The following is a 24,503-nucleotide window of genomic DNA, read 5'->3' as shown; positions in this document are numbered from 1 at the left end:
AAAAAGGGAATCCTAGGATTCCCTTTTTTAAGTTTTTTTACTTTCTCAGATTCAGCTCGGCAAGAATTGCTCTGTACCTTGTGATGTCTGTTTTGTGTAAAAAGTTAAGTAACTTTCTTCTTTTACCTACTAACTTCAAAAGACCCTGCTGTGTAGAGTAGTCTTTTTTGTTTTTCTTCATGTGTTGAGTTAGATGATTAATCCTGTAGGTGAAAAGTGCAATTTGGGCTTCTGGTGAACCAGTATCCGCTTTTGACTTTAACCGACCATGATTCTCAAACAACTCTTGCTTCTTCTCGCTTGTTAAATACATGCTTAGTTAAATTAAATTGTTTTCTTTTAAATCAAAGCGCAAAGATATTAAGTTAATTGATATTAACAAAATAATAATATTTCCTAATGCTATTTTGATTTTCTAAACTTACTGAACCAGATTTTAATCTTATCAATAGCTACATTATAGAAGTCTGCATCAAAGAGTCTGGCGTCATTTCTGGCTTGTCTCAAAAAGAATAACCCTATAGGTAACAATATAGCATTTGCTGCCCATAACCCGTAGACAGGTTCTACCATATCTTGTTTAGCCCATTTCTCACCAGTCATGCTCATTACATAAAAGACTATAAAAAACACGATTGAAATAAGTACCGGCACACCTAAGCCTCCCCTTTTAATAATTGAGCCCAATGGGGCACCTATTAAGAACATTATAATACATGCTGCTGAATTTGAAAGAATCTTATGCCATTGTATCTCATATACATTTTTCTCATAATTATACCTTTCAATTCTAGTATTACTGGCTTGAATTTTATTTTGAATTTGTCTCACCATATTAAGAGCTGACTCAATAATACTGTTCGAATCCTTGTTATCACGATCCAACTCCTCTTCCATGAGCTGTTGTACCACCGCTTCTTTGGTAATTACAGAATCCTGCTCTACTGAATCTCGCACCAGTGCAATAGGTTTTGGAGGAAGTTTTTTCTTATTAACTGCTGAAGAGGATGACTTTTTATTAGATTTTTTCTTAGCTGTAGCTACAGACTTTTTTACCGCAGGAGTAAGTTCTTTTTTATCCTTATCATCGTTGGTCTTTCTTCTTAAGGCTTCTTCTTCATCCTTAGAATTAAGCTTATTAATACTATCTCTTTTATTGGCTTCTATCATAGCCAACCTCTGTTGCTCTTCTTTTATTGAGTCTGACTTTGCTTTAAACTTCTTTAAATAATGAGGCATAGCTACTCCACTATCTCTCATATGATAATAGAAGGCATATGGTGCTTCAGAATATATTTGTAGCTTTTTCTCTAATATCCCTTCCTTCAACGAATCTACTCCCTCTGTAAGCTCTGTAAGGTTACGCATAATACGATTACCTTTAAACAAGTTTTGATCAGTCCTATCTAACACGAAACTTGACAAATCCAGAACAAATTCACTTCTGGTAAATTTAGCTTTACTAAAGGTTTCTTTACTGGACCTCACCCCTGCTTCTGTTCCATTATCGCCTTCAGTATACCTATTACCATGATATAGCTCCAACTTTAGATACCTATCATTATTTACAGTATACATTTGACCAGAATCTGCCAGAATTACATTCTTGTTGCCATTTTTACCTCTATGGTCATAGATTATTACATCTTCTATGGTTTGGCCATCATCATGCTTTTTATTGACTTTAATACTAAAGTCAGGCAGTCCGTTATAGAAGGCTCCTTCTTTAAGATCAAGGGCTGGCTTCTTTTGTTTTATATCATAAAGTAGACTGTAAGCCTCCAATGCAGCCTTAGGTACAAAGTAATTATTTGAATAAAAGGCAAAAACCGTTAACCCCAGCACAAAAACGAATATGGGAAGAAGTGCTCTTAACAAAGAGATACCAGCACTTTTAATAGCGGTTAGTTCAAAATGCTCACCTAAATTACCGAAAGTCATTAACGATGAAAGCAAAACGGCTAAAGGAATGGCAACGGGTGTCATAAACACAGCAAAATAGAAAAAAAGCTGTGCCAGTACGTCAAATCCTAAATCCTTACCCACTATGTCATCAAAGTATTTGAGCATATGTTGGGTTAGTAGAATAAATACTACCACCAGAAATGTTAGAAAAAAGGGCCCCAGAAATGAGGATAGTATTAGTTTGTCTAGCTTCTTCATTGCGTTGTTTGCATCAAAAAGAAGGCCAAAATTAATTAAAAGGTTGTAGAATACTAACCTCCAACGGTTTCTTTCAAATTTTCTACTAAGCTTTCCCAAAGATCCATGAGCTCTTCGGTATCATCCATATCAGAATAATCGCTTATTTTAATAAAGGTGCTTTGTGTTAAATCGTTAGTTTCCAGGCGCAATTCAAAATAAGAAGGGTCAGACTGATCCTCTTCGTCATCTGAGATAAACTCAAATTTCACATATTGATTTGCCCTATGGGAAACAAGCCTTGCCAGGTGGTCTTCATCATCCCAAATAAAATTATAGACCTTATCTTCATTAACATTTACATCATCGGCCATCCACTGCGCCAGACCACTAGGAGTGTTTAAGTAAGGAAAAAGCATCTTAGGTGATGCATTAATTTCAAAGTCAGTTGTAAACAAATGTTTACTCATATTCAGATTGTTAAGTAAATTGAAATATATGCGAAATAATTGATTCGCACAATATAAATAAAAATTTCTCCAGACATTTGGAAAATAAAAAACATTATGCGTAAGTTTGCGCTCCATTTAACGAACAACAAGGCGGTGATATCGCTAAAAGTAAAAAAGTAATATTAAATATTACGGTTAAAATGGAGAACAGTTGAAAGAATTGTTCATAAATTTGCAACAAAAATGGCGGGGTAGCTCAGATGGTTAGAGCGCAGGATTCATAACCCTGAGGTCGGCAGTTCGATTCTGCTCCCCGCTACTTTAAAATCCCGGTTATGCCGGGATTTTTTGTTTATACCCCTCTATACACTCCTGCATTCACCTGAGTAAATACACATTAAGAGAAATCTAAAACACCCTAATCAGTAATAACCTTTCCAAAGACTAATAACATAAAATGCAAAAAGGCAATGCTTTTACACATTGCCTTTTCTGGATCTATGTATAGTTTAAACTAAAAGCTATTATCACTTTCATGCTAAACCATTTAATTAACTACTTCTAAGCGTTCAAGCAGTTTCTCTTATATTACTTCCATCCGCCCCCAAGGCTTCTGTAAAGATCTATATTAGCCAAAAATAATTGCCTCTTTAGATCTACCAGTTCCAATTCACTTTGAAGGGCATCTTCTTGCGCATTGATTACCTCCAGATAGTTAGCAAATCCACTTTCAAATAATAGTGATGCGTCTTGCACTCCCTTACTCGTCACCTCTATTCTCTCCTGAGCTATGGTGTATTCATCTTGCAACTTCTCAATAGTGATTAAAGCATCAGACACATCTCCTACCGCACCAAGAAATTTTTGTTTAAAATCAAGTATAGCCACTTCTCGCTCTTTCACCGCTACTTCATAATTGGTTTTAAGCTTTCTATTTTTGAATATCGGCATAAAAATAGAACCATTTAAAAGGGCAAAAGCAGAACCTGACGGATCCAGGAATTTATCAAACTGAAATGAGTTTAACCCAGCTCCTGCACTTAGCGAGATTGAAGGGTACCTCATAGCTTTGGTTATACCTACTTTGGCGTTACTAACCACAAGCTGATATTCTGATGCAGCCACATCAGGCCTGTTAGTTATAAGCTCTACCGGAACTCCAGTATCATAGTCACTAGCCAGATGCACCAGCTCTAAGCCGTTTTCTATTCCTACAGGCTGAGGGTACCTTCCCAGCATTTCATTTAGCCTGTTTTCAAGCACTCTATATTGCTTTTCAAGTCTTGGTATCAATGACCTGGCTCTGAGCATCTGAGACTCAGTTTGCTGAATAGCCAGAGAGGTAGTTTCATCAGCATCAAACTGTAGTTTCACTATTTTCAAGGTCCTCTTACCCAATTCCAGGTTTTTCTCCGCTACATCTATCTGAGAATTAATCATAAGCATATTATAATAGATAGAGGCTATTTCTGAAACTAAAGCAGTCTGTACGGCTTTCTGAAATTCCTTGGTTCTCATGTAGGATGCCTTAGCTGCTTCCTTTTGCCACCTGAATTTACCCCAAATATCTACTTCCCAACTGGTTGAAAGTGCCGAACTGTAAGCGAGCCTTTCTGTATATAAAGTAGTAGGAGGTGAATCTCCATGATTTCTTCTGGCGCGGTTAGAGCCATAGTTATTATAATTCTCAGAATAATATTCACGGTTAAAATCAAATGGAGAAAAACCTAAAGTAGGATAAAAATTTGCCTTAGATTGCTCTAGGTTCTGAAAGCCAATCTCCACTTGTTTGATTGCCTTCTGCATGTCTAGGTTATTTACCAGCGCAGAATCTATTAGAGATATAAGAGTAGAGTCAGAGAAATACTCTTTCCAGTTGATTTGTGACAACTTCTCTCCTACATGGATACTATCTTCAGCTGTGCCGTAATAATCTTCAGCTTCGTCCATTTCTGGTCTCTGGTAGTTCTCTCCTACCTTACACCCGGTAACCGAAATAATTACTAAACAGATATATATAAATTGCTTTGAAAACTTCATTACTACAATAATTCTTATTTCGTTTTGATGTTGAACCTCTCACTAAGTTGTAAAAATATAAAGGTGAGTACCGGAATAATGATCACTCCAAGAATTACTCCTGAAAGCATTCCTCCTGCAGTACCAATACTTACTGATCTGTTACCAATGGCAGAAGATCCTTCTGAGAACATCAGAGGCACTAAACCTACTGTAAATGCCAATGAAGTCATTACAATGGCCCTTAACCTTAAAGCACTGGCATCTAACACCGCATCTAATATTTCGGCACCAGCTGCTCGTTTTTGAGCCGCAAACTCTACAATAAGGATGGCATTCTTAGCTAATAAACCAATGAGCATAATCACACCCACCTGCACATAAATATTGTTATCTATTCCTGCTAAATTAATAAAGGCAAATACGCCTAATATACCCGTAGGTAATGAAAGCATAACCGCCATTGGCAACCAGAAGCTCTCATATTGAGCTGATAGAATAAAAAACACCAAAATACTACTGATAATAAATACGATAGTTGAGTCAGATCCTGATTTCTTCTCTTCCAAACTCATGCTGGTCCACTCGAAGCTAAGACTGGCAGGTAATTTACTCTCCGTAAGTTCCTCTATTTTATTCATTACATCACCTGTACTGTACCCTTTAGATGGTGTAATATTAATTTTAGCTGCGTTATACAAGTTATACCTATTCACCACTTCAGGTCCATAAGCCTGCTCTAAGCGAACAATAGTGTTTACAGGAACCATCTCCCCTTTCTTATTTCTAACATAGATAGAATTAAATGCCTCCGGACTCTCTCTATAAGGTATATCAGACTGCATATAAACGCCATATTGACGGGTAAATCGGTTAAAATCACCAATTCTTGTTCTACCAAAGTTAGATTGGATGGTGAACATCATATCTTTAACACTCACGCCCAAGGCCTTTGCCTTTTTATAGTCTATATTAAGTTTATATTGAGGAAAGTTAGTGTTATATGAAGTAAAAGCATTTTCTATTTCATCTTGCTGCGAAAGCTCTACAATAAACTCATTTACCAGATTACCAAACTCTGCCGGATCACCATCAGCCAGATCCTGAAGCATCATTTGTACACCATCAAAGTTACCAAAGCCTTGTACGGTAGGTCTGGGATACATATTTATACTTCTTGCTTCACTTATTACATTCAGTCTATTCAGAAGGTGCCTTACCACATCATCTATTTTTTTAATATCTCCCCTCTCATCTAAATCTTTTAAGAGCACATACCCCATACCTGAAGATGGACTCTCCGAGCTATTCACAATATTATATCCAGATACGGTATTCACACTAGCCACAGCAGGCTCTTGTCTTAAAATAGAGTCAGCTTGCACTAAAGCTTCGTTAGTTCTGTGCAAAGATGCTCCTTCAGGCATAGACATAGTGAAAATAAGGAAGTTATCATCTTCCGTTGGAATGAAGGCACTAGGCGTATTATTCGCAAGAAAAACTGTTACTCCGACTACACCAGCTAAACCAAGTAAGCTTACCCATTTAAACTTAATGGCCTTTCTGGCAAGATTAATATAGCCATTAGTCAATTTATCAAAAAAGACATCGAATTTACGTAGACCTTTATTACCTAAATCTCTAGCTTGCTGCACCTGCTTAGACTGCTGCACTTTATTCACCAGCTTATTTTCAGAAGCTTTCTTCTCCTTTTTCTTATAAAGCAATATAAAGAGTACAGGCCCTAAGGTTAAAGCAATAACCGCAGAAATCACCACAGCAATAATAATAGTGTAAGCAAACTCCTGATAGAAAACCCCAACAGGTCCTTGCAAGAAACCCACAGGCAGGAATACTGCTGATATTACTAACGTAATGGAAATAATAGCTCCCGTAATCTCACTTAAAGCGGACATTACTGCATCTCTAGCTGTCATGGCATGGTGCTGCATTTTCTCATATATAGCCTCCACAACTACAATGGCATTATCCACCACAATACCAATTGAAAGTACTATTGAGAACATACTTAGTACGTTCATAGATACACCAATAAGTGAAAGGAAGAAGAAGGTACCCACCAAAGAAATAGGAATGGTAATAGCCGTTATAAAAGTTGCCTTAAAGTCTTGAAGGAATATAAACACTACCAAAAACACCAAGATAAATGCTTCTATAAGTGTTTGCTTCACGTGCCCCATAGATTCATCAATCTGATCCCTCACACTATAGGTAATTTCATAACCTATGCCCTCAGGGAACACCTTAGCCTGCTCTGCCAGAACGGCTCTCACATCACGATCAATGTCCACGGCATTTGCTCCACTTTGCTGTACTATATCTATAGTTACTGAAGGACGACCATCAAGCCGGTTCTGACTGGTATAGTTAGAGGCTCCAAACTCAATTCTGGCTACATCTTTCAAATGAAGTTGCAACCCATCCTGCTCAGTTTTGATAACTATATTCTCATACTCTTCAGGTTCACTGAAACGACCTGTGTGCTTTAAAGCAATTTCAAATACCTCATCAGAGTTTTCTCCAAATTTACCTGGTGCAGCCTCAAAACTTTGATCTCTTATTTGATCATACACATCTCTGGGAGTAAGTCCATATTGAGCTAATTTTTCAGGATTGAGCCATATTCTCATGGCGTAGTCTCTTGACCTCAAAATAGATGCTTCCGCTAACCCTTCAATACGCTTGAGCTTTCTTCTTACATTAATTCTAGTGTAGGCATTAAGGAAGGTTTCGTCATAAGTAGACTCCTCGCTATCACTAAAAATGTTAATGGTCATTAGCGTACCTTTCATACGCTTAAGCACTGTAATACCTGCTTCCACTACTTCAGGTGGTATCTGCTGCATTACTCCAGATATCCTGTTTTGAATATCTACTGCCGCCAGGTTAGGATCTGTGCCCGGCTCAAAATATACGGTAACCCTACCCTTACCAGAGTTAGTGGCAGTAGAGTTAGCATATGTCATATTTTCAGTTCCGTTAATGGCCTCCTCAATAGGCAGAAGAACCGATTTAGCCACCGTTTCTGCGTTACCACCGGGATAGTTTACTTGCACACTTACACTGGGAGGAGCTATTTCTGGGAATCTTTCTACCGGCAATTGCATCATACTGGCCGCACCAGCCAAAACCAGCACCACCGAAATAACAATAGTAAGTACCGGCCTATCTATTATCTTCTTTAACATTTATCTTCTTGCTTAATCTATAATTAAAAGGAATTGAAATAGTGGTAGAGGTTACGGTTAAAGAAAGACTTCTCTATTATCATTACCTGATTAAAAACGACATAGCTCTCCTGATTTATCAATAATCTATTGTAAATAAGATCGGCTTTACCCATCGTTTTCTTAAAAAAAGGGATAAAAAAATTATCTATACACATTTTAGAAAAAACACATATAGATAACTTTTGTTTCTGAAATATTCAGACTAGGTCTTTCTTGCTTTTATTTTACCTCTGCCCTAGCGTTCTGTTGTCTAAAACTAAACGCCCCACTTTCATAGGTTTTACTTTAACGCCATTAGCCAATTTGTCTAGTCCGGAAACTACTATTCTATCATCAGCTTCTAATGAACCTGCACTCACAATATATTGCTTTTCGGTTCTGCCTTCGATACTGATTTCCTTCCTTACTACTGTGCTGTCTGGCTTTAGAGCAAAAACAAACTTTTTATCCTGTATAGAAGTGGTAGCTCCTTGAGGGACAAGAATGGCACTAGGATAAATTTGCTCCATAATTATTTTACCAGTATTACCTGATCTTAAAAGTGTATCAGGGTTATCAAACTTAGCTCTTAAACTTATTGAACCAGTTGATTTATCTATCTGACCAGAGTTAGCATCAATAACACCAGATCTTTCATAAACAGATCCGTCTGCTAACACCAGCTTTACTTCTGTATTTAATTTTCTTGAGGTAGTATCTCTCTTCATTCTCTCATAGTACAGATAGTCTGACTCACTCATAGAGAAATACACATATACATCTTGTACGTTTGATAAAACGGTTAAAGGCTCATCATCAGTCTTTTTAACCACGTTTCCTATAGACTTAGGAATTCTACCCATAAAACCATTTACGGGAGCATATATAGTAGTAAAGTCTAAATTAATACGCATGTTAGCTGCAAGGGCTTCTGCTCTGTCTAAAGAAGACTTAGCCACTTCATAATCTGCCTGAGCGGTTTCCATACGTACTTTTGAGATAACCTCGTTTTCTATTAAAGGTCTTATTCTCTCTATTTCAGTTTTAGCCTTTCTCAATTTTGCTTTTTCAACCTGCACGTTGGCCATGGCATTTTTGTAGTCTTCCATATAAGGCTGGCTATTAATCTTGAACAACGCCTGTCCTTTTTCTACGAAATCACCTTCATCTACATATATCTCTTCTAAAATACCATCTACCTGAGGTCTGATATCTACATTATCAACACCTTCTATTGCTCCTAGATACTGAAAGGATTTAGCAGCTTTCTCTTCTTTCAAAGTAATGACAGGCAGAGGCAATCCATGATCCTTCTTTTCCTTCTCTCGGCAACTGACAAAGTTAAAAGCCACTAAAGCAACTAAACCGATTCGAAAAAACTTGCTGAAATTTATATAATTCTTACTAGTTCTATTTCTCATCAAATCAAAATTAATATTTACTGATTACGCCACAGAAGCCAACAACTATACCATTGAATTTCCAGGTAAGACACAAAATGAATTAAAAAGCTATACAGCAGCCATTTACACGAATAATTAAGTGGAAAGTAATTTAAAATGAAAAAAAATCGCTAAAACGAAATGTAGCAATAAGTGTGGTTTTTTTCAACACATTGTAAGTCATAGTGTGGGATTTTCCTACACTTTACAGAAAGAAGGGGATATAGTAAGATAATATTTTTAAGTAAACCAGAGCAACCCAATCAATTTAAAATCAGCCACCTCAGTGACTCGGGTTAAGAAACGGGGATTTCTTCTATTTCTGGCTATATTCTAATGTTTAAATTGTAAACGTGATAATATCAATTTATTGTACTGCTTTATAAACTATGTTGAAATTAACCGTAACCTCATCATCAGTTTTTAATACTCCCAGAATAGCCGTAGGTGGTTCTATTCCAAAATCGCTCATTTTAAAGCTAATTTCACCTACAAATGTTACCTGATCAGCTGCCTTTTTTACTTCTACCGGAATCTCCATCTTTTTAGAAGTTCCTGATATGGTAAGAATGCCTGATGTATAAAGGTAACCACCTTCCGTGCCAATTATTTTTTTAAACTCATAAACTATCCATGGATGACCTTTAGTATCAAGGGCTTCGTACATGTCCTCTTCCATCCCTGACTTGCCACTTTTCAAGGATTCACCTTTGAGTTTAAAGGAAAGCGATTGAATTTCCTCTTCATCACCACCGGCTTTGATATCAGCCTTACCGAAGACTTCTTGAGCCGAAGCTTCCCAGTCATGCATAGTAGATGATCCTTTTACCTTCAGTTCTGACTGTTGGCTATCTACTTCAAATCTACTTTGTGCTTTAACTTCAATTATGAAGGCAAGAAAAAAGAGGGCAATAAGTAATATAGGTTTAGGCATGGTTAAAAGTTTAACCAATAACCGAGAAAAATCCAATTAGTTATTTTAAATCAGTAAATATTTAATTTCACCTTTAAACTCAATACTCATCTTCTCTCAATATTGATAAGTTTCAATATCTCAGGAATTGAGCAGGCAGTCATTAGCAGCTTGCAAACCTTCTTCATTCTCCGCCAAAATCACTAGTTTATCCTTCTCTTGCAGCTCGGTAGTACCTCTGGGAATCAAATAAGTATCATCTCTTTTGATCATGGCAATGATAGCATTAGAAGGAAAGCCTAACTCCACCAGCTTTTTACCTGTAACACTACTAGAGCCTGTTATTTCTATTTCTTCCATAGTATTTTTTGGGAAGTCATACACAAACCGTTCTGTAGCAGCTATATCTTTTACTTTCTCTGGCAAAACTACCTGCAGCCAATGAGCAACTACACCTAAAGTGGTTCCTTGTATAAGCACTGAAGTTACTGATATGAAAAATACCAAATTGAAAATCATATTGGCCTTATCGATACCTGCCAGCAACGGGTAAGTAGCAAATACAATAGGAACGGCTCCTCTTAACCCCACCCATGATATGTAAAACTTTCTTCTCAATTTCATCTTAAAGAGAGACATGCTTAGAAAAACACTTAAAGGACGGGCCACAAAAATTAGTACTGCAGATATCAACAGACCAATACCCACCACAGGTAATATTTGAGACGGAAAGACCAATAGCCCTAAGGTGAGGAACAATACAATTTGCATAAGCCAGGCTAAACCATCAAACATTTTAAGAATGGTCTTCTTCTGTATAAGGTCCTGATTACCGAGATAAACCGCTGATATATATATAGCCAGGAAACCATTACCCCCTGCATAATCAGTAGCAGAAAAAGTAATAAACATGAGCACAATGACCAATACGGGATAGAGCCCTTCAAAATCAAGCCTTATTTTATTAATTATCCACTTTATAATACGGCCAAAACCAAAACCAGCTACTGCTCCGAGCACCATTTGCATAAAGAACATAGGCAATACTGACCAAAATCCTTGCTCAGGGTGCTGCACCAAACTGAGAAACGAAATAGTAAGCACATAGGCCATAGGATCATTACTACCACTTTCCAGCTCCAGTGTAGGCCTTAGGTTTTCTTTTAAAGCCAGGCTTTTAGACCTCAATATAGAAAAAACTGCTGCTGCATCAGTAGAAGAAACGATTGACCCCAGCAATAGGCTTTCATAAATGGTGAAATCAGTAACCCACCAAACAAATAAGCCAATAGTCATCGCCGTAAGCAACACCCCCAGCGTAGAAAGCATAATACCTTCCTTCAAAACTGGTTTAATGGTTTTCCAATTGGTATCCAGTCCACCAGAAAAAAGAATAAAATTGAGAGAAACTATGCCTATGAATTGCGCAATATGAGGATTATCAAAATTAATACCCACCACTCCGTCAGAACCGGCTAGCATACCTACTGCTAAGAATAAAATTAAAGTAGGTACACCAAACTTATAGGAGGTCTTACCAGCAAAAATACTTATTAACAAAAGTAGAGAGCCTACTAAAAGTATATTATCAATGTTTAACTGCATGTATTCATATTCAGTATGTAAACAAATATAAAACGTTTACTCAAGTAATTACTTTCCTAAATCAGAGGTATGCTTAAAAATTCATTACGAACGATTGGCCAATATCTGCCATAAGCTACCTCTGGATGAAGTTTATATTGAAAAATTCAATAGGATTGGATCAATACCCCATATAGGTTAAATTTTTATTAAATAATTCAAATTATAACCCATTTTTTAACTAAAAATGGTTAAATTCATTTTTAGAAAACGATTCCAAAATCCAAAACCACCTAAACCATAAAATAATGTAAAATATAACCATTTAAAATTATGGCATTTTCTTTAATAATTGATGACCGATTACAAGAGTACAAGATGCTCGTTCAAGCGGCGAAAGATGCAGGAATAAAAGAGAACCTCCAATACATGCAGAACTTTCATGAGCTTAAGCAACATTTAATCATGGGATTACCTGCTCCTGAATTTATTTTCACCAGCTATGATATGCCCTTTCTAAAAGCCCATAGTTACCTGATAGCTATGAAGGAGATGCCAGCCCTGGCTAACACCAAATATGTTATTTATAGTGAAACTATACCTCGCTCTATACAGATGATACCCATGCTTGGTGCTCATCATTTTTATTGTAAGCCTACCAGAAGAAGGCACCATCAGGACATACTAACCAGAATATTATATAAAAAGGGAACGCCATTTTTTGTGATGCCTTATCAGTACAGTTAAGGGTAAATAGCAAAAGCAGTCATTAAGGCTGCTTTTATTTTTTTATAAGGCATTTGGTTGGTGGTTATATGTAGAAAAACCTGAAGACGTTGACATGTCTTCAGGTTTTTTCCATTGGTCAAACTTGAAACAAGTGTTTAATCGTTATCTCTCCACAACTTGTAATTTTTGGCTTTGGGCCCCATATATTTATTTCGTGAGCTCTTAGTCACTACTATGGCTTCTTCTTTTGGCTCTGCTTTCCATATTTTATGATTCTTGGCTTCAGGACCTTGCAGTTCATCTCCAGGAACAGTTACCATAGCTGTTTTAGGCGATTTATCTTTCCACACTTTATAGTTTTTAGCTGCGGGACCTTTTAAGTCTTTTCTCTCCTTCTCTTGTGCGGCTGCGGTATTAGCGTATCCGAATGCCAGCATCATCGTCATAATCATTAAATACTTCATAACTTTTCTCTTTTACTCATTTATACGTGGCCTATGATGGCTCGCCGTTCAGTAAAAATTTGTAAATGTTAATCCGTATTAATACTGACTGCTAAATCAGATCACACTTAGCCGCTTTGGTTATCATTTCGGCACTGTTTTGCACCTGAAGTTTGCGCATAATATTTACGCGGTGTGTTTCTATGGTTCTGGCGCTCACATATAGCTGATTGGCTATTTCCTTCGTAGTATAGCCTTTTGCTACCAGCTGTAACACTTCGAGTTCTCGCTCAGAAAGGTTGGTTTCTTGCTCCTGCTCCTCAGCCATATCAGTAACCATTAGCTGAGATACTTCTGCATTAAAATACTTTTTACCAAGGCCTACGGTTTTCACAGCTTCTACCAGTTCAGACTGATCTACACTCTTAAGCAAATAACCGTAAGCTCCATTTTTCACTGCTTTTACTACATATTGACCTTCAGCATGCATAGTAATCACTACACATTTAATGCTCCCGTAGTCCTCTTTCATCTTTTTAATGATATCCAGACCATTACCATCAGGAAGAGAAATGTCCATGAGTACTATATCAGGATCACAGCCATTTTGCAGCATGCCCATCAGTTCTGACTCACTGCTGGCTTCTCCGATAATCTCTATGTCATCAAACTGTTGCAAAATAGACCTTAGCCCATCTCTAAACAGTTTATGATCATCCGTGATTATAACTTCTATCTTACTCATATCAGTGGAATTTCTATATCTATAGTAGTGCCGCTTTTTTCACTACTTATATCAAAAGAGCCGTTTAACAAAGCTACTCTCTCTGCCATGTTTTGCAAACCATGACCTGTATGATTTTTATTTACATTAAACCCCACTCCATTATCTGTTATAAATAGTGTGATCAAATCATCGAATTGGGTAATGGATAACCGTATTTCAGTGGCTTTGGCGTATTTAATGGCATTATTTAATGATTCTTGCACTATTCGATATAAAGAAATGCTTATATCTTCAGGAATAATCATGGGGTCTGTAAGCGCATTTTTAAAATAAATAGGAGCCTCCACCATAGGTTGTAGAAACTTCACCAGGTTAGCTATAGCCTCTCCTATCCCAAAATCTTCAAGCACACTGGGCATCAACCGATTAGACATAGTTCTTACTTCATTAATGGTTTGATCTAGCAGGGATAGCAGCTCCTTTTCTCTTTCTTCCGGCAGGTATAGTGCCTGAATACGCAAGCGCATGCTGGTAAGCAGCGGGCCTAGTCCATCATGAATCTCTTTAGCCCAGCGTGAGCGTTCCATCTCCTGCCCCCTTACCAAAGACAGTTGCTTTTCGGTAATAAGTTTTTCTTCCTGCTCACGATAATTCTTAAGCTGCTCCCGCATTTGTAATAGGGATGCACCAAGCTTATCTTCATTGCTTAACAACTGATAGTCTACTTTGAAATCACCATTTCCTATCATCTTAGCGAAAATGATGGTGCGCTCCATAGTTTCGATCAACTGGTCTAAGGCATTAAACATCTCCCCAATCTCATCATCTCTGGCAACCGAATCATTTGATTGCTCCAAAACGCCTCTAGACATTTTCTGAAGCTGCTTAGCCATCATTAAGATAGGTTTCACTATTTGCCTGGCCACCAAAAAGGAGATAAAAAACACCAAGATAGAAGTGAAAATAAGCACATATAAAATATTGGTTCTCAACACTTTTAATGGGAAAAGTGCCTCATTGTGGTCTATTTCACTTAAGAGCACCCATTGTAAGCCAAAAGCCGTGATGGCCTCATAAGCACTAAACACTTCCGTGCCTCTGTAGTCTCTAAAAACGGCAGTTCCCTCCTCGCCCTGCAGGCCCTTTTTCACACCTTCTGTATCTGCTTTAATAAGCAAAGGATTCTTTTCAGGATAAAATCTGGATTGGGTTCTTAAGGAGAGATCGCTACCTGCTATATAAGATTCTCCTGTTTCTCCCAGGCCTGTTCTTTCCATTAAAATCTGTTGTATCTCAGGTAGCTGAATAAGGGCTACTACATAGCTAGTATCTACTTTAGTGGTATAGGCCAGCGTGATAATACCTGATGAATCTTGCGGAGAAATATCCTGAATCAAAACCTGTCCATTTTCAGGAAGCTTATGGAGCAATTTATATTTATCGATTTGTTCAGGCCAACTTTCGAAATACTTCAGTTTATAAAAAGTATCATTTGCTTCATTCTGCTGAGCTAATTGTGAAAAAGACTTCGCTCTAGCGGCTAAAACTTCTCTTACTTGTACAATTTTGAGCATTTTAACTGAAGACAGCTGCAAAAAAACACGTTCCTTCAAGGCCGCATCAAACTCCAGATAGAATATAGAGGTAAGCACGATCACTACGCCCATGATCAGAGAAATCATGATTAAGGTTAACTTACTTCTTATACCCATATTGCTACCAAATTCAATTAAAACATTGCTTTAAAACTAATATAAGATAATTGAAACAAGCATCAGCCTCTATTTGACCAAGAATTTTGTTTAATTCGCATCTAGCTTACTTATAAATAGCAAAATCAATTAAGGAAAGTAACTTAGCTTTGAAAGATGAAAATCCTGCTTGTAGAAGATGATCAGAAATTAGGCGTGTCCATTCAAAAAGGACTTATAGAAGAGGGCTTCAATACTGAGTGGATCACTGATGGCGTAGAAGCCAGGGATAGAGTTTTTCAAGAACAGTGGGATATGATTATCCTGGATGTAATGCTGCCCGGGGTTAACGGTATTCAGCTCTGTGAGATGATCCGTTTTAAAAAGAACAAGACTCCTATTATAATGCTCAGCGCTTTAGGCGAAACTGATGACAAGATTACTGCTTTAGATAAAGGTGCAGATGATTATATTGTAAAACCTTTTCACTTCAAAGAGCTGATCTCGCGCATTAACGCACTTCACCGCAGGTTCCATCAATCACATCATGAGCCTAACGAGATTCTCAGCTGTGATAACCTGCAGGTAGACAAGAGCAAAAACAAGATTTACAGAGGTAATAAATTGATTCAATTATCATCTAAAGAATATCAGCTTTTATGCTGCCTATTAGAAGAAAAGAATAAGGTAGTTTCCCGAATAAGAATATTAGAAAGTGTTTGGCATACAAATCAGGATACCTACACCAATATTATTGACGTTTACATCTCTTATTTGAGAAATAAAATAGACCTGCCCAATGAGAAAAAACTCATAAAAACTATTAAAGGTAGAGGCTACATGATTACTGACAGCGAATGAAAATTCAACATAAAATCATACTGATCACTTGCGCCATCTTTGGTTTTGTATTTGCCTTCACATCATTTATTACTTATAAATCATTCATAAAGTCATCTGAAAGTATTTTCTATAAAGATCTTTCCAGAACAGCTCAAATTTCTGCTATGTTCTACCTGGAGAAAGATGAACTTAACCGGGCTAACTTTCTCCCCATCCAGAATGCCTTTTACCAGCTGAACCCTGACCGTAAAATAAGCATTTACGATCAAAGCAAAACCACTGCTTTTAACACTGAGTCTCAATTAGAAATCAATCCTGAGGTACTGGAAACTATTAAAGAGAAATCCGCTCATCAATTTTCTATTAATGACACTTATTATTACGGTCTTTTTTATGAAGACAACCAAGGGGATTTTGTAGTAATAGTCAGTGCTAAAAACGCTTTAATAGAACAGCAAAAGACCTCCTTGCTCATTATTCTAATTACCGTGTTTTGTGTAGGCATGCTCATTATTACATTGCTCATTTGGCAAATGGCAAAATATGCTTACAAGCCGGTAAGAAACATCATTCATCAGGTAGATACTTTGGACCTTAATTCTACCGAGCTCCTACTATCATACCCTAAAACCAATGATGAGTTAGAGAACCTGTTTGCCGCTTTTAATAATTTGCTCAAAGAAATAAAGAATAGCTATCAACAGCAGAAGAACTTTGTAGACCACGCCTCTCATGAGCTAAAAACACCATTAGCTTCTATCATTAATGCTCTTGAAGTAACCTTACAAAGGCCCAGAACCAATGAAGAGTATAAGGAAAATTCCGAAAATGTATTACAATCCGCTTTAAGGTTAGAACGCATTCTTAAAAACCTGCTTTTACTCTCGGGAATACAGCGAAATTTAAAAGACAAACATGATGTTAGGATCGATGAAACCATCTGGGAAATAATAGAAGCCTTACTCCCTAAGCATCAGGATCGTTTTCAGGTAGAGATTAACATACTGCCTCAGAAAATGCAAATCCTTTCTGCCATAGCCAATGAAACCCTGCTGTATATGGCTATGTTTAATCTTATAGAAAATGCCGCTAAATTCTCTAAAGATCAGGTTTTAATAAAACTATATGAGATAGATAATAAGCTAAAAATAGATATTAAAGACCAGGGAATTGGTATATCTCCTGATGAGATTCAATTTTTGAGACAGCCTTTTTACAGAGGAAAAAACACTGAAAAAATTGATGGTAACGGCCTGGGATTCAGTATAGCTTACCTCATATTGGAAGCTCACCACATTTCCATTAACATAAAAAGTGCTCCAGAGCAAGGCACCACTATATCTCTATCCTTTCCTTAAACAGCTCTCATCTGATTTTAATCTATTTTTAATGTAGCTTAAAATTTACCTTAATGTGTAACTGCTTCATTTGCATTAGTAATAAAAATGAAAGCAGTGAAACATATTATAATTACTTCTATCATCATATTTTCATCGGTCTTATGCCATGCACAGGACAAGAAACTTACGCTTAGTCAGGAAGAAGCTGAAGCCCTCCTGCTCAAGCAGAACCTGGGGCTTTTGGCCGAGCAACTTAATATAGATATAGCTGAAGCAGAGGTCATACAAGCCAAAGTATGGCCTAACCCCACTTTATCAGTAGATGAGATTAATCTATGGAGCACCAGTTACCAAAAAAAGACCGGAGAAACGCTCCCTTCACTGTTTGGCAGTGAATCATTTGGAAGGCAAAGGCAAATCAGTGCACAAATAGAACAGCTGGTACAGCTTGCCGGAAAAAGAAAAAAGAGAATAGCCATAGAGCAGGTAAATCAGGAAATAGCCGATGCCTATTTAGAGGACTTTCTATTATCTCTGAGAACTGAATTTCGTGAAACTATTTTTCAATTTCAATATAGCAAGCTTTATATAGATCTTCTGGAAAGACAAGTAGCTTCATTAGCCACGCTCATTAATTCTTACAGACAGCAGTTTGAAGAAGGGAATATTAATAAGGCTGATTTAATAAGACTGCAAGCCACCCACATGGCTATGAAAGATGAGCTTATCGAAATTAATGAAGAGCTCAACGAACAGGAAAGTCAACTTATAGTAATGCTTAATTTGGAAGATAACACCACCCTATCTTTTACTGGGGTGTTTGATGAATCTTTTAATTACGGAGTTAATCCGGAAGAAATAGAGCTTACCAAATTACAAGAACTGGCGCTGGATCATCAACCCTCACTACTCATTGCTAACCACCAAGTAAGCAAGGCTAACAAACAGTTTGCTTACGAAAAAGCACTAAGAACACCAGACTTAAACCTTTCTGTAGGTTATGACCGAGGGGGTAACATTATGCAAGATTTTATAGGTGTAGGCTTTGCTCTGGATTTACCCATTTTCGATCGTAACAAAGGTGGCATAAAAAGAGCACAGGCAGAAATTGATCAGGCGCAACTCATACAACAAGAAGCGACCTTAAAAGTGAAAAGTGAGGTAAGACAAAAGCTCAAAAACCTACAACAAGTAGCCAGCTTTTTTGAAACCATTAATGCTTCTTATGTAAATGATCTGGATAAATCCATGGAAGCGTATAACCAGTTTTTCAAAGATCAGACAGTAAACATGCTCAGTTATCTAGACTTTATGGAAGCCTACATAGATAACATGCAAATCATATTTGAAAACCAGATGCAGTATTTAACGGCTCTTGAAGAACTCAACTACATTACTGGTCTCAACCTACAACATCATCAAAAAAATTAAACCAAAAAGGATTATGAAGAGTCAATCAAAAAGGATAATAACGCATTTTTTAATAGGCTTTTGTATTTCTGCCACCCTGACTTCATGCTCAGACTCTAAGCCTGAGACCGCTGCCATCGACGAGCAGCCTTGCCTCTCTGCCGATGAAATGCAAAATTTAGTTTCTGCTTCTTTAAAGCCAGTGAGCTATGAAATTTCTTTAAACGGAAAGGTAGATTACAACCCTAACAATGTATTGCAATATGTAAGCCTTGTAGATGGCGTACTGACTAATACATTTGTATCGCTAGGTGATAAAGTAGAAAAAGGTCAGGTTTTGGCTACTATTAAAAGTACTGAGCTCAACGCTATGCAAGCGAACCTGCAGCAGTTACAAGCACAACTCAAAGTAGCTCAACGCGAATTGCAGTCTACCGAAAGCTTTTATAAAAACGGCATTTCTTCTGAGAAAGATCTGATCATGTCTCAAAGTGAAGTTACTCAGATAGAGTCTCAGATAGACAACCTAAAAACTAACTTAGAACTATTTAGTGCTAAGCCGGAAGCTGGTGTTTTTGAGATAAAAGCTCCGGTTAGCGGCTATATAGTGGCCAACCACATGGCCTCTGGTCTACAAATTAATGCAGGGTCTGAGCCTCTTTTCACTCTATCTAACTTAGATGAAGTGTGGATTAATGCCAATGTATACGCCAAAGACATTCCTTATGTAAAAGAAGGCATGGAAGTAACCATTGGCGGTAATGCTTTTGCTGACACCACTTTTAAAGGCGAGATCAACAACATCTCTCAGGTGATAGACCCTGATGAAAACGTAGTGAAGGCCAGAATTATATTAAAGAACAGTGACTTGAGCCTCAAGCCTGGCTTAAATGTAACGGTAATAGCGCATAGAGAGCTCAACAATAAAGCTGTATGGCTGCCAAAAAAGGCCGTAATATTTAACAATGACAGCTACCATGTAATAGTAGCCAAAGACGGCGATCAGTGCCATATGGAAGTAAGAAACGTCACCATTGGCCACCAGGATAAGAATGGTTATTTCATTGATGGAGGCCTAGAGGCAGGAGAAAAAATTGTAGATCATGATGCCATCTTATGGTATAACGCCTACGCTTCCAAATAACAGATCATCGTCAATTATCTGATTTCTTAAAAAAATTATCATGAAAAATTTCACCAATGGAATCGTATCCTTTGCGTTGCGCCATTCTATTATCGTATTTTTCCTCACTATACTTTTAGCAGTAGCAGGAATAATCAGCTACATACACACGCCCATAGAAGCCTTTCCTGATGTTACTAACACCAGAGCCAGGATTATTACTCAGTGGCCAGGCCGAAGTGCAGAGGAAGTAGAGAAGTTCATTACGCTTCCTATTATGAAGTCGATGAACACCATTCCTAAAAAGTCTAATGTCCGATCTATTTCCTTGTTTGGCCTATCTGTTGTTACAGTCATTTTTGAAGATGAAGTGGACGACTTTTATGCTCAGCAATATGCCTCTAACCGCTTACAGGGTGTAGATATGCCTGAAGGTGCTGATGCGGAAATAGATCCGCCATATGGTGCCACAGGAGAAATATTCAGATACATTATCGAAAGCAATCGCCCCATTAAAGAGCTCACAGCTATTCAGGAATGGACTATAGAGCGCGAGTTACTCTCAGTAGCCGGTATTTCTGATGTTCAAAGCTTTGGTGGTGAAGAAAAGACCTATCAAATACAAGTAGATCCTGTAGCCTTAAAGCAATATGAATTTTCTCCACTTGATGTTTACGAAGCTATCTCAAAAAGCAACATAAATGTAGGTGGCGATATTATTGAAAAAGGAACACAAGCCTATGTGGTTCGTGGTGTGGGACTGCTCACTTCTATTAATGATATAGAAAATACGCTGATTAATGTACGAGGAGAAGCTCCGGTATTAGTAAAGGATATTGCTACAGTAAAGAAAACTGCTAAACCACGACTCGGCCAGGTAAGTCTTGATGATAATGAAGATGTAGTAGAAGGTATTGTAGTAATGCTTAGAGGTGAGAATCCCGCTGCTGTCATAGAAAGGCTGAAGCATAAAATAGATCAGCTCAACAATGAGATATTACCTGATGATGTAAAAATAAAACCCTTCATTGACCGAACAGAATTGGTTAACACCACTGTAAAAACAGTGAGCAAGAACCTAATGGAAGGGATCATTTTGGTTTCGGTAATAGTACTCATATTCCTTTTTAACTGGAGAACTACGGTGACTGTAGCATTGGTAATACCTCTTTCTTTCCTATTTAGCATTACGCTATTGCGAATTCAAGGGCTACCTGCCAACCTGATATCTATGGGTGCACTAGATTTTGGACTACTTCTGGAAGGTACACTGGTAATTGTAGAAACCGTATACGTACAGCTTGAAGAGAAATCCACTCAATATGGTCTGAATAGATATAATAAGCTGATCAAATCAGGAACTATTAAAAACAGCATAAGCAAAGTAGCTCCACACATTTTCTTTTCTCAGCTAATATTAATCATTGCCCTCTTCCCTATTTTCTCATTTCAAAAGGTAGAAGGAAAAATGTTCACTCCATTGGCCTACACTCTGGGTTATGCACTTTTAGGCTCTCTTATACTCAGCCTTACTTTTGTGCCTGCCATGTGTAAAGTCATGCTACAAAAGAATGTGAAGCCTATCAATAACCCTGTGGTAAATTTCTTTAGAGAGAATATTTACAAGCTTTTCCGCTGGACCACCAGTCACAAGAAGATTACACTTGGCACATTCACTGCCATATTGATCGCCTGTGCTATACATTTCATGAATTATGGTACCGAGTTTATCCCTCAGCTTAACGAAGGAGCCGTATATGTACGAGCTACCTTGCCTAACAGTGTGAGTTTAAAGGAATCAGTTAAAACAGGGAAAAAGATAAAGAAAAAGCTCAGTGAATTTGATGAAGTGAAATTTGTACTTAACCAAACTGGTAGGCCTAATGATGGAACTGACCCTACCGGCTTTTTCAATAATGAATTTCACATAGAACTCCACCCTCAAGATGAATGGGCCAGAGATGAAACCAAAGAAGAACTGCTTAGCAGAATGAAAGACAGCCTGCAGGTTTTCCCAGGAATCAATTTTGGGTTTAGCCAACCTATTCAAGATAACGTAGAGGAATTTGTAGCCGGAGTGAAAAGCTCTCTGGTAGTAAAAATTTTTGGTGATGACCTATATAAAATGGAAGATCAGGCTAATGAAGTAGCTGAAGTTTTAAAAACGGTTCATGGCATTACAGGTATAAAAGTATACAATAACATTGGTCTTCCTGAACTCAGAATTCAGCTTAATGAAGCTAAAATGGCTCAATATGGCGTGAATACTGAAGATGCTCAAACTGTAGTAGAAATGGCTATTGGAGGTAAAACGGCTTCTTATTTCTATGAAGATGAAAGGAAATTCGATATTCAAATCCGCTTTGAAGAAGGCTACAGAGATGATGAAATATCTATTGGAAATATACTGATTCCTACCCTTACTGGTAAAGAAGTGCAACTGAAAGAAATAGCAGATATCAGTTTCAAAACGGGTCCTGCATTTATCTATAGAGATGGTAGCAGCCGCTATACTGCCGTTGGTTTCAGTATAGAAGGTCGTGATTTAGGAAGCACCATTAATGAGGCTCAAAAGAAAGTAGATGAACAGCTACACTTCCCTAAGAATAACCGCTTAGAATGGGCTGGTGAATTCGAAAGTAAAGAAAGGGCTACCAAGCAGTTGACCATCATTGTACCGGCTGCTCTCCTATTGATTGTATTCTTACTTTATATGAATTTCGGAAATATTAAAGATATGCTCATAGCCATATCTACCGTTACCTTCGCTTTTATAGGCGGTTTTGTATCGCTTTGGGTTACAGGCACCATATTCGGCATCTCGGCAGGTATAGGCTTCATAATACTTTTCGGAGTATGTACTATTGATGGGATCATACTGGTAGCGGTAATGAAAGAAAACCTACAAGAGAAAATGCCTTTAAAAGAGGCCATTTCTGAAGGAGTTTACAGCCGTATCCGGCCTGTGGTCATGATAGCACTTATGGGATCGCTGGGCTTACTGCCTGCTGCCTTATCTAATGGCATGGGATCTGAGGTCCAAAAGCCCCTGGCCATTATGATTTGCGGTGGACTCATCATCTGTATGTTATTATCATTTACAGTGCTGCCACAGCTTTTCTACCTGGCTTATAGAAATGAAGATAAATAAGATCTTCCTTGCTGGTTGATTCGTTAAAGACTGCCTCGTAATGAGGCGGTCTTTTCTTTTTTCTAAGGCATTCTAAAACTTAAATTACCACTCCAAATAGCGTTTCATGGCTTCGAAGAAATAGTAATCAGCATAAGTAAGCGGCACGTCCACCTCAGTACCCTGATCAAAATGACCAACACTATGCTTAAGCACGAAACCTCCATTAGTACCTATCTCCGCTTTATATTCTGGAGAAGATAATGTTTCTATGATAGTTTTAGCTGTAGCTTTATACTTATCTGCACTCTCTTGATCAACATATTTAGCTAATTCTAAAAATGCAGAACCCATAACCGCTCCAGCAGAAGCATCTCTTTTAGTGTTAGGTATATTAGGCGCATCATAATCCCAATAAGGAATTTTGTCTTCCGGCAGGTTCGGATGATTCAATATAAACTCAGCAATATGTTTCGCTTGTTCCAGATATTTCTCATCATGAGTGAAGCGATAAACCACAGTGTAGCCATATAATCCCCAGCTCTGTCCGCGAGCCCAAGCAGAAGAGTCTGCATAACCTTGAGCGGTACGCTTTTCTTTTACTTTTCCGGTCTGTGAATCATAATTCAAAACATGATAAGAGCTATAGTCTGATCTAAAATGATTTTCCATAGTAGTATTTGCATGGGTAACGGCTATATCATAATAAGTAGAGTCTCCCGTTTCCTGGGTAGCCCAAAAAAGCAGCTCCAGATTCATCATATTATCTATAATTACTAAATAATCTTCTGGTCTGGAATCCCAAGATTTAATACAGCCTGTCTTTTCACTAAAGCGAGAAGAAAGTGACTTGGCACTATTTAATAAAATTTCCTTATACTCTGGCTTAGGATCAATGGAAAGCATATTACCAAAGCTGCAATACATCATAAAACCCAGGTCATGAGTAGTAGTATTGTATTGCTCTTTTTTGAGTATTTCTAAAATTCGTTTGGTCTCTGTGAGTAAACTATCATCTTTAGTTTGCTCATAAAGATATATAAGAGAGCCAGGATAAAACCCACTGCACCACCAGCCACTGCCACTGGTCTTGAATTCTCCATTTTCAAAAGTCTGAGGAAAAACACCATCAGGTAGTTGCTTCATCATATATTTATACTGAGCAGCACCATCCTTAAAGTTCTCTCGGCTCATTTCAGCCACTTTATCAGGGGTGCAAGCGCAAAAAAATAAAGCAACAGCCATTAAAAAAGTATAAGTAGTTTTCATTATTGGTTGAGGTTAG

At 37.6% G+C, this 24,503-nt stretch carries 18 protein-coding genes and 1 tRNA gene; 7 read left to right on the top strand and 12 right to left on the bottom strand.

The genetic code is table 11. The annotated features are described in order from the left end of the window. Nucleotides 1-37: 37 nt before the first annotated feature. The 3 genes from rpsO to LVD15_RS19900 all read right to left on the bottom strand — a co-directional run bounded on the left by rpsO (nucleotide 38) and on the right by LVD15_RS19900 (nucleotide 2,612). Entirely contained in the window at nucleotides 38-313 is a 276-nt protein-coding gene (gene rpsO / locus LVD15_RS19910; RefSeq protein ID WP_202246024.1) for a 30S ribosomal protein S15, read from the bottom strand. Between the two features lie 89 nt (nucleotides 314-402). Further along, nucleotides 403-2,163: an LptF/LptG family permease gene (locus tag LVD15_RS19905; RefSeq protein ID WP_233776964.1), complete on the bottom strand. Its 1,761-nt coding sequence runs from the start codon at nucleotides 2,161-2,163 to the stop codon at nucleotides 403-405. A 53-nt stretch (nucleotides 2,164-2,216) separates the two neighbouring features. Beyond that, nucleotides 2,217-2,612, bottom strand: coding sequence for an START-like domain-containing protein (locus LVD15_RS19900; protein WP_233776963.1), 396 nt, complete (start codon nucleotides 2,610-2,612; stop codon nucleotides 2,217-2,219). 227 nt (nucleotides 2,613-2,839) lie between these two features. On the opposite strand from LVD15_RS19900, the gene LVD15_RS19895 reads away from it, so the two are divergent. Then, nucleotides 2,840-2,913, top strand: a tRNA-Met gene (locus tag LVD15_RS19895). A 269-nt stretch (nucleotides 2,914-3,182) separates the two neighbouring features. Here the strand turns inward: LVD15_RS19895 and LVD15_RS19890 are convergent. The 5 genes from LVD15_RS19890 to LVD15_RS19870 form a co-directional block, all read right to left on the bottom strand. Continuing rightward, the gene (locus LVD15_RS19890; protein ID WP_233776962.1) at nucleotides 3,183-4,634 is read right to left on the bottom strand and encodes an efflux transporter outer membrane subunit; all 1,452 of its coding nucleotides are present in this window, start codon (nucleotides 4,632-4,634) and stop codon (nucleotides 3,183-3,185) included. A 14-nt stretch (nucleotides 4,635-4,648) separates the two neighbouring features. Beyond that, nucleotides 4,649-7,822: an efflux RND transporter permease subunit gene (locus tag LVD15_RS19885; RefSeq protein WP_233776961.1), complete on the bottom strand. Its 3,174-nt coding sequence runs from the start codon at nucleotides 7,820-7,822 to the stop codon at nucleotides 4,649-4,651. 266 nt (nucleotides 7,823-8,088) lie between these two features. After that, on the bottom strand, nucleotides 8,089-9,264 hold the full coding sequence (locus LVD15_RS19880; protein ID WP_233776960.1) for an efflux RND transporter periplasmic adaptor subunit: 1,176 nt from the start codon (nucleotides 9,262-9,264) through the stop codon (nucleotides 8,089-8,091). A 388-nt stretch (nucleotides 9,265-9,652) separates the two neighbouring features. Beyond that, nucleotides 9,653-10,219 (bottom strand): YceI family protein, encoded by a 567-nt coding sequence (locus tag LVD15_RS19875; RefSeq protein ID WP_233776959.1) that lies wholly within the window; start codon nucleotides 10,217-10,219, stop codon nucleotides 9,653-9,655. Between the two features lie 120 nt (nucleotides 10,220-10,339). Next, entirely contained in the window at nucleotides 10,340-11,803 is a 1,464-nt protein-coding gene (locus tag LVD15_RS19870) for a potassium/proton antiporter (protein WP_233776958.1), read from the bottom strand. 312 nt (nucleotides 11,804-12,115) lie between these two features. Here LVD15_RS19870 and LVD15_RS19865 point away from each other — a divergent pair, with 312 nt between their 5' ends. Continuing rightward, complete coding sequence (locus tag LVD15_RS19865) at nucleotides 12,116-12,529, top strand: hypothetical protein (RefSeq protein WP_233776957.1); 414 nt, start codon at nucleotides 12,116-12,118, stop codon at nucleotides 12,527-12,529. Nucleotides 12,530-12,666: 137 nt separating this feature from the next. Here the strand turns inward: LVD15_RS19865 and LVD15_RS19860 are convergent, their stop codons facing one another. The 3 genes from LVD15_RS19860 to LVD15_RS19850 form a co-directional block, all read right to left on the bottom strand. Beyond that, entirely contained in the window at nucleotides 12,667-12,975 is a 309-nt protein-coding gene (locus tag LVD15_RS19860) for a hypothetical protein (RefSeq protein ID WP_233776956.1), read from the bottom strand. A 91-nt stretch (nucleotides 12,976-13,066) separates the two neighbouring features. Further along, nucleotides 13,067-13,699 (bottom strand): response regulator, encoded by a 633-nt coding sequence (locus LVD15_RS19855; RefSeq protein WP_233776955.1) that lies wholly within the window; start codon nucleotides 13,697-13,699, stop codon nucleotides 13,067-13,069. Continuing rightward, the gene (locus LVD15_RS19850) at nucleotides 13,696-15,363 is read right to left on the bottom strand and encodes a sensor histidine kinase (RefSeq protein ID WP_233776954.1); all 1,668 of its coding nucleotides are present in this window, start codon (nucleotides 15,361-15,363) and stop codon (nucleotides 13,696-13,698) included. The genes LVD15_RS19855 and LVD15_RS19850 overlap by 4 nt, the downstream gene beginning before the upstream one ends. A 186-nt stretch (nucleotides 15,364-15,549) precedes the next feature. On the opposite strand from LVD15_RS19850, the gene LVD15_RS19845 reads away from it, so the two are divergent. The 5 genes from LVD15_RS19845 to LVD15_RS19825 all read left to right on the top strand — a co-directional run bounded on the left by LVD15_RS19845 (nucleotide 15,550) and on the right by LVD15_RS19825 (nucleotide 23,239). Further along, on the top strand, nucleotides 15,550-16,233 hold the full coding sequence (locus LVD15_RS19845; protein ID WP_233776953.1) for a response regulator transcription factor: 684 nt from the start codon (nucleotides 15,550-15,552) through the stop codon (nucleotides 16,231-16,233). Then, nucleotides 16,230-17,573, top strand: coding sequence for a HAMP domain-containing sensor histidine kinase (locus LVD15_RS19840; RefSeq protein WP_233776952.1), 1,344 nt, complete (start codon nucleotides 16,230-16,232; stop codon nucleotides 17,571-17,573). Before LVD15_RS19845 ends, LVD15_RS19840 begins: the two co-directional genes overlap by 4 nt. Nucleotides 17,574-17,669: 96 nt before the next feature. Continuing rightward, nucleotides 17,670-18,986 carry a TolC family protein gene (locus LVD15_RS19835; protein WP_233776951.1) on the top strand — a complete coding sequence of 439 codons (1,317 nt, stop codon included), beginning with the start codon at nucleotides 17,670-17,672 and terminating at the stop codon, nucleotides 18,984-18,986. A gap of 13 nt (nucleotides 18,987-18,999) precedes the next feature. Further along, entirely contained in the window at nucleotides 19,000-20,109 is a 1,110-nt protein-coding gene (locus LVD15_RS19830) for an efflux RND transporter periplasmic adaptor subunit (protein ID WP_233776950.1), read from the top strand. A 40-nt stretch (nucleotides 20,110-20,149) separates the two neighbouring features. Beyond that, nucleotides 20,150-23,239 carry an efflux RND transporter permease subunit gene (locus LVD15_RS19825; RefSeq protein ID WP_233776949.1) on the top strand — a complete coding sequence of 1,030 codons (3,090 nt, stop codon included), beginning with the start codon at nucleotides 20,150-20,152 and terminating at the stop codon, nucleotides 23,237-23,239. Between the two features lie 84 nt (nucleotides 23,240-23,323). Here the strand turns inward: LVD15_RS19825 and LVD15_RS19820 are convergent, their stop codons facing one another. Next, entirely contained in the window at nucleotides 23,324-24,487 is a 1,164-nt protein-coding gene (locus tag LVD15_RS19820) for a glycoside hydrolase family 88 protein (protein WP_233776948.1), read from the bottom strand. Nucleotides 24,488-24,503: the final 16 nt, after the last annotated feature.

The sequence above is a fragment of the Fulvivirga maritima genome (genome assembly GCF_021389955.1).
GTDB classification, from domain to species: domain Bacteria; phylum Bacteroidota; class Bacteroidia; order Cytophagales; family Cyclobacteriaceae; genus Fulvivirga; species Fulvivirga maritima.
Note: the sequence above shows the minus strand (reverse complement) of the source record. Positions and strands in the feature narration are given on the sequence as shown.

Coding starts and splice junctions, on each gene's coding strand:
- LVD15_RS19825 (WP_233776949.1), top strand. CDS start 20,150: ATGAAAAATTTCACCAATGGAATCGTATCCTTTGCGTTGCGCCATTCT.
- LVD15_RS19880 (WP_233776960.1), bottom strand. CDS start 9,264: ATGAGAAATAGAACTAGTAAGAATTATATAAATTTCAGCAAGTTTTTT.
- LVD15_RS19875 (WP_233776959.1), bottom strand. CDS start 10,219: ATGCCTAAACCTATATTACTTATTGCCCTCTTTTTTCTTGCCTTCATA.
- LVD15_RS19830 (WP_233776950.1), top strand. CDS start 19,000: ATGAAGAGTCAATCAAAAAGGATAATAACGCATTTTTTAATAGGCTTT.
- LVD15_RS19860 (WP_233776956.1), bottom strand. CDS start 12,975: ATGAAGTATTTAATGATTATGACGATGATGCTGGCATTCGGATACGCT.
- LVD15_RS19850 (WP_233776954.1), bottom strand. CDS start 15,363: ATGATTTCTCTGATCATGGGCGTAGTGATCGTGCTTACCTCTATATTC.
- LVD15_RS19870 (WP_233776958.1), bottom strand. CDS start 11,803: ATGCAGTTAAACATTGATAATATACTTTTAGTAGGCTCTCTACTTTTG.
- LVD15_RS19900 (WP_233776963.1), bottom strand. CDS start 2,612: ATGAGTAAACATTTGTTTACAACTGACTTTGAAATTAATGCATCACCT.
- LVD15_RS19905 (WP_233776964.1), bottom strand. CDS start 2,163: ATGAAGAAGCTAGACAAACTAATACTATCCTCATTTCTGGGGCCCTTT.
- rpsO (WP_202246024.1), bottom strand. CDS start 313: ATGTATTTAACAAGCGAGAAGAAGCAAGAGTTGTTTGAGAATCATGGT.
- LVD15_RS19885 (WP_233776961.1), bottom strand. CDS start 7,822: ATGTTAAAGAAGATAATAGATAGGCCGGTACTTACTATTGTTATTTCG.
- LVD15_RS19840 (WP_233776952.1), top strand. CDS start 16,230: ATGAAAATTCAACATAAAATCATACTGATCACTTGCGCCATCTTTGGT.
- LVD15_RS19820 (WP_233776948.1), bottom strand. CDS start 24,487: ATGAAAACTACTTATACTTTTTTAATGGCTGTTGCTTTATTTTTTTGC.
- LVD15_RS19855 (WP_233776955.1), bottom strand. CDS start 13,699: ATGAGTAAGATAGAAGTTATAATCACGGATGATCATAAACTGTTTAGA.
- LVD15_RS19845 (WP_233776953.1), top strand. CDS start 15,550: ATGAAAATCCTGCTTGTAGAAGATGATCAGAAATTAGGCGTGTCCATT.
- LVD15_RS19865 (WP_233776957.1), top strand. CDS start 12,116: ATGGCATTTTCTTTAATAATTGATGACCGATTACAAGAGTACAAGATG.
- LVD15_RS19890 (WP_233776962.1), bottom strand. CDS start 4,634: ATGAAGTTTTCAAAGCAATTTATATATATCTGTTTAGTAATTATTTCG.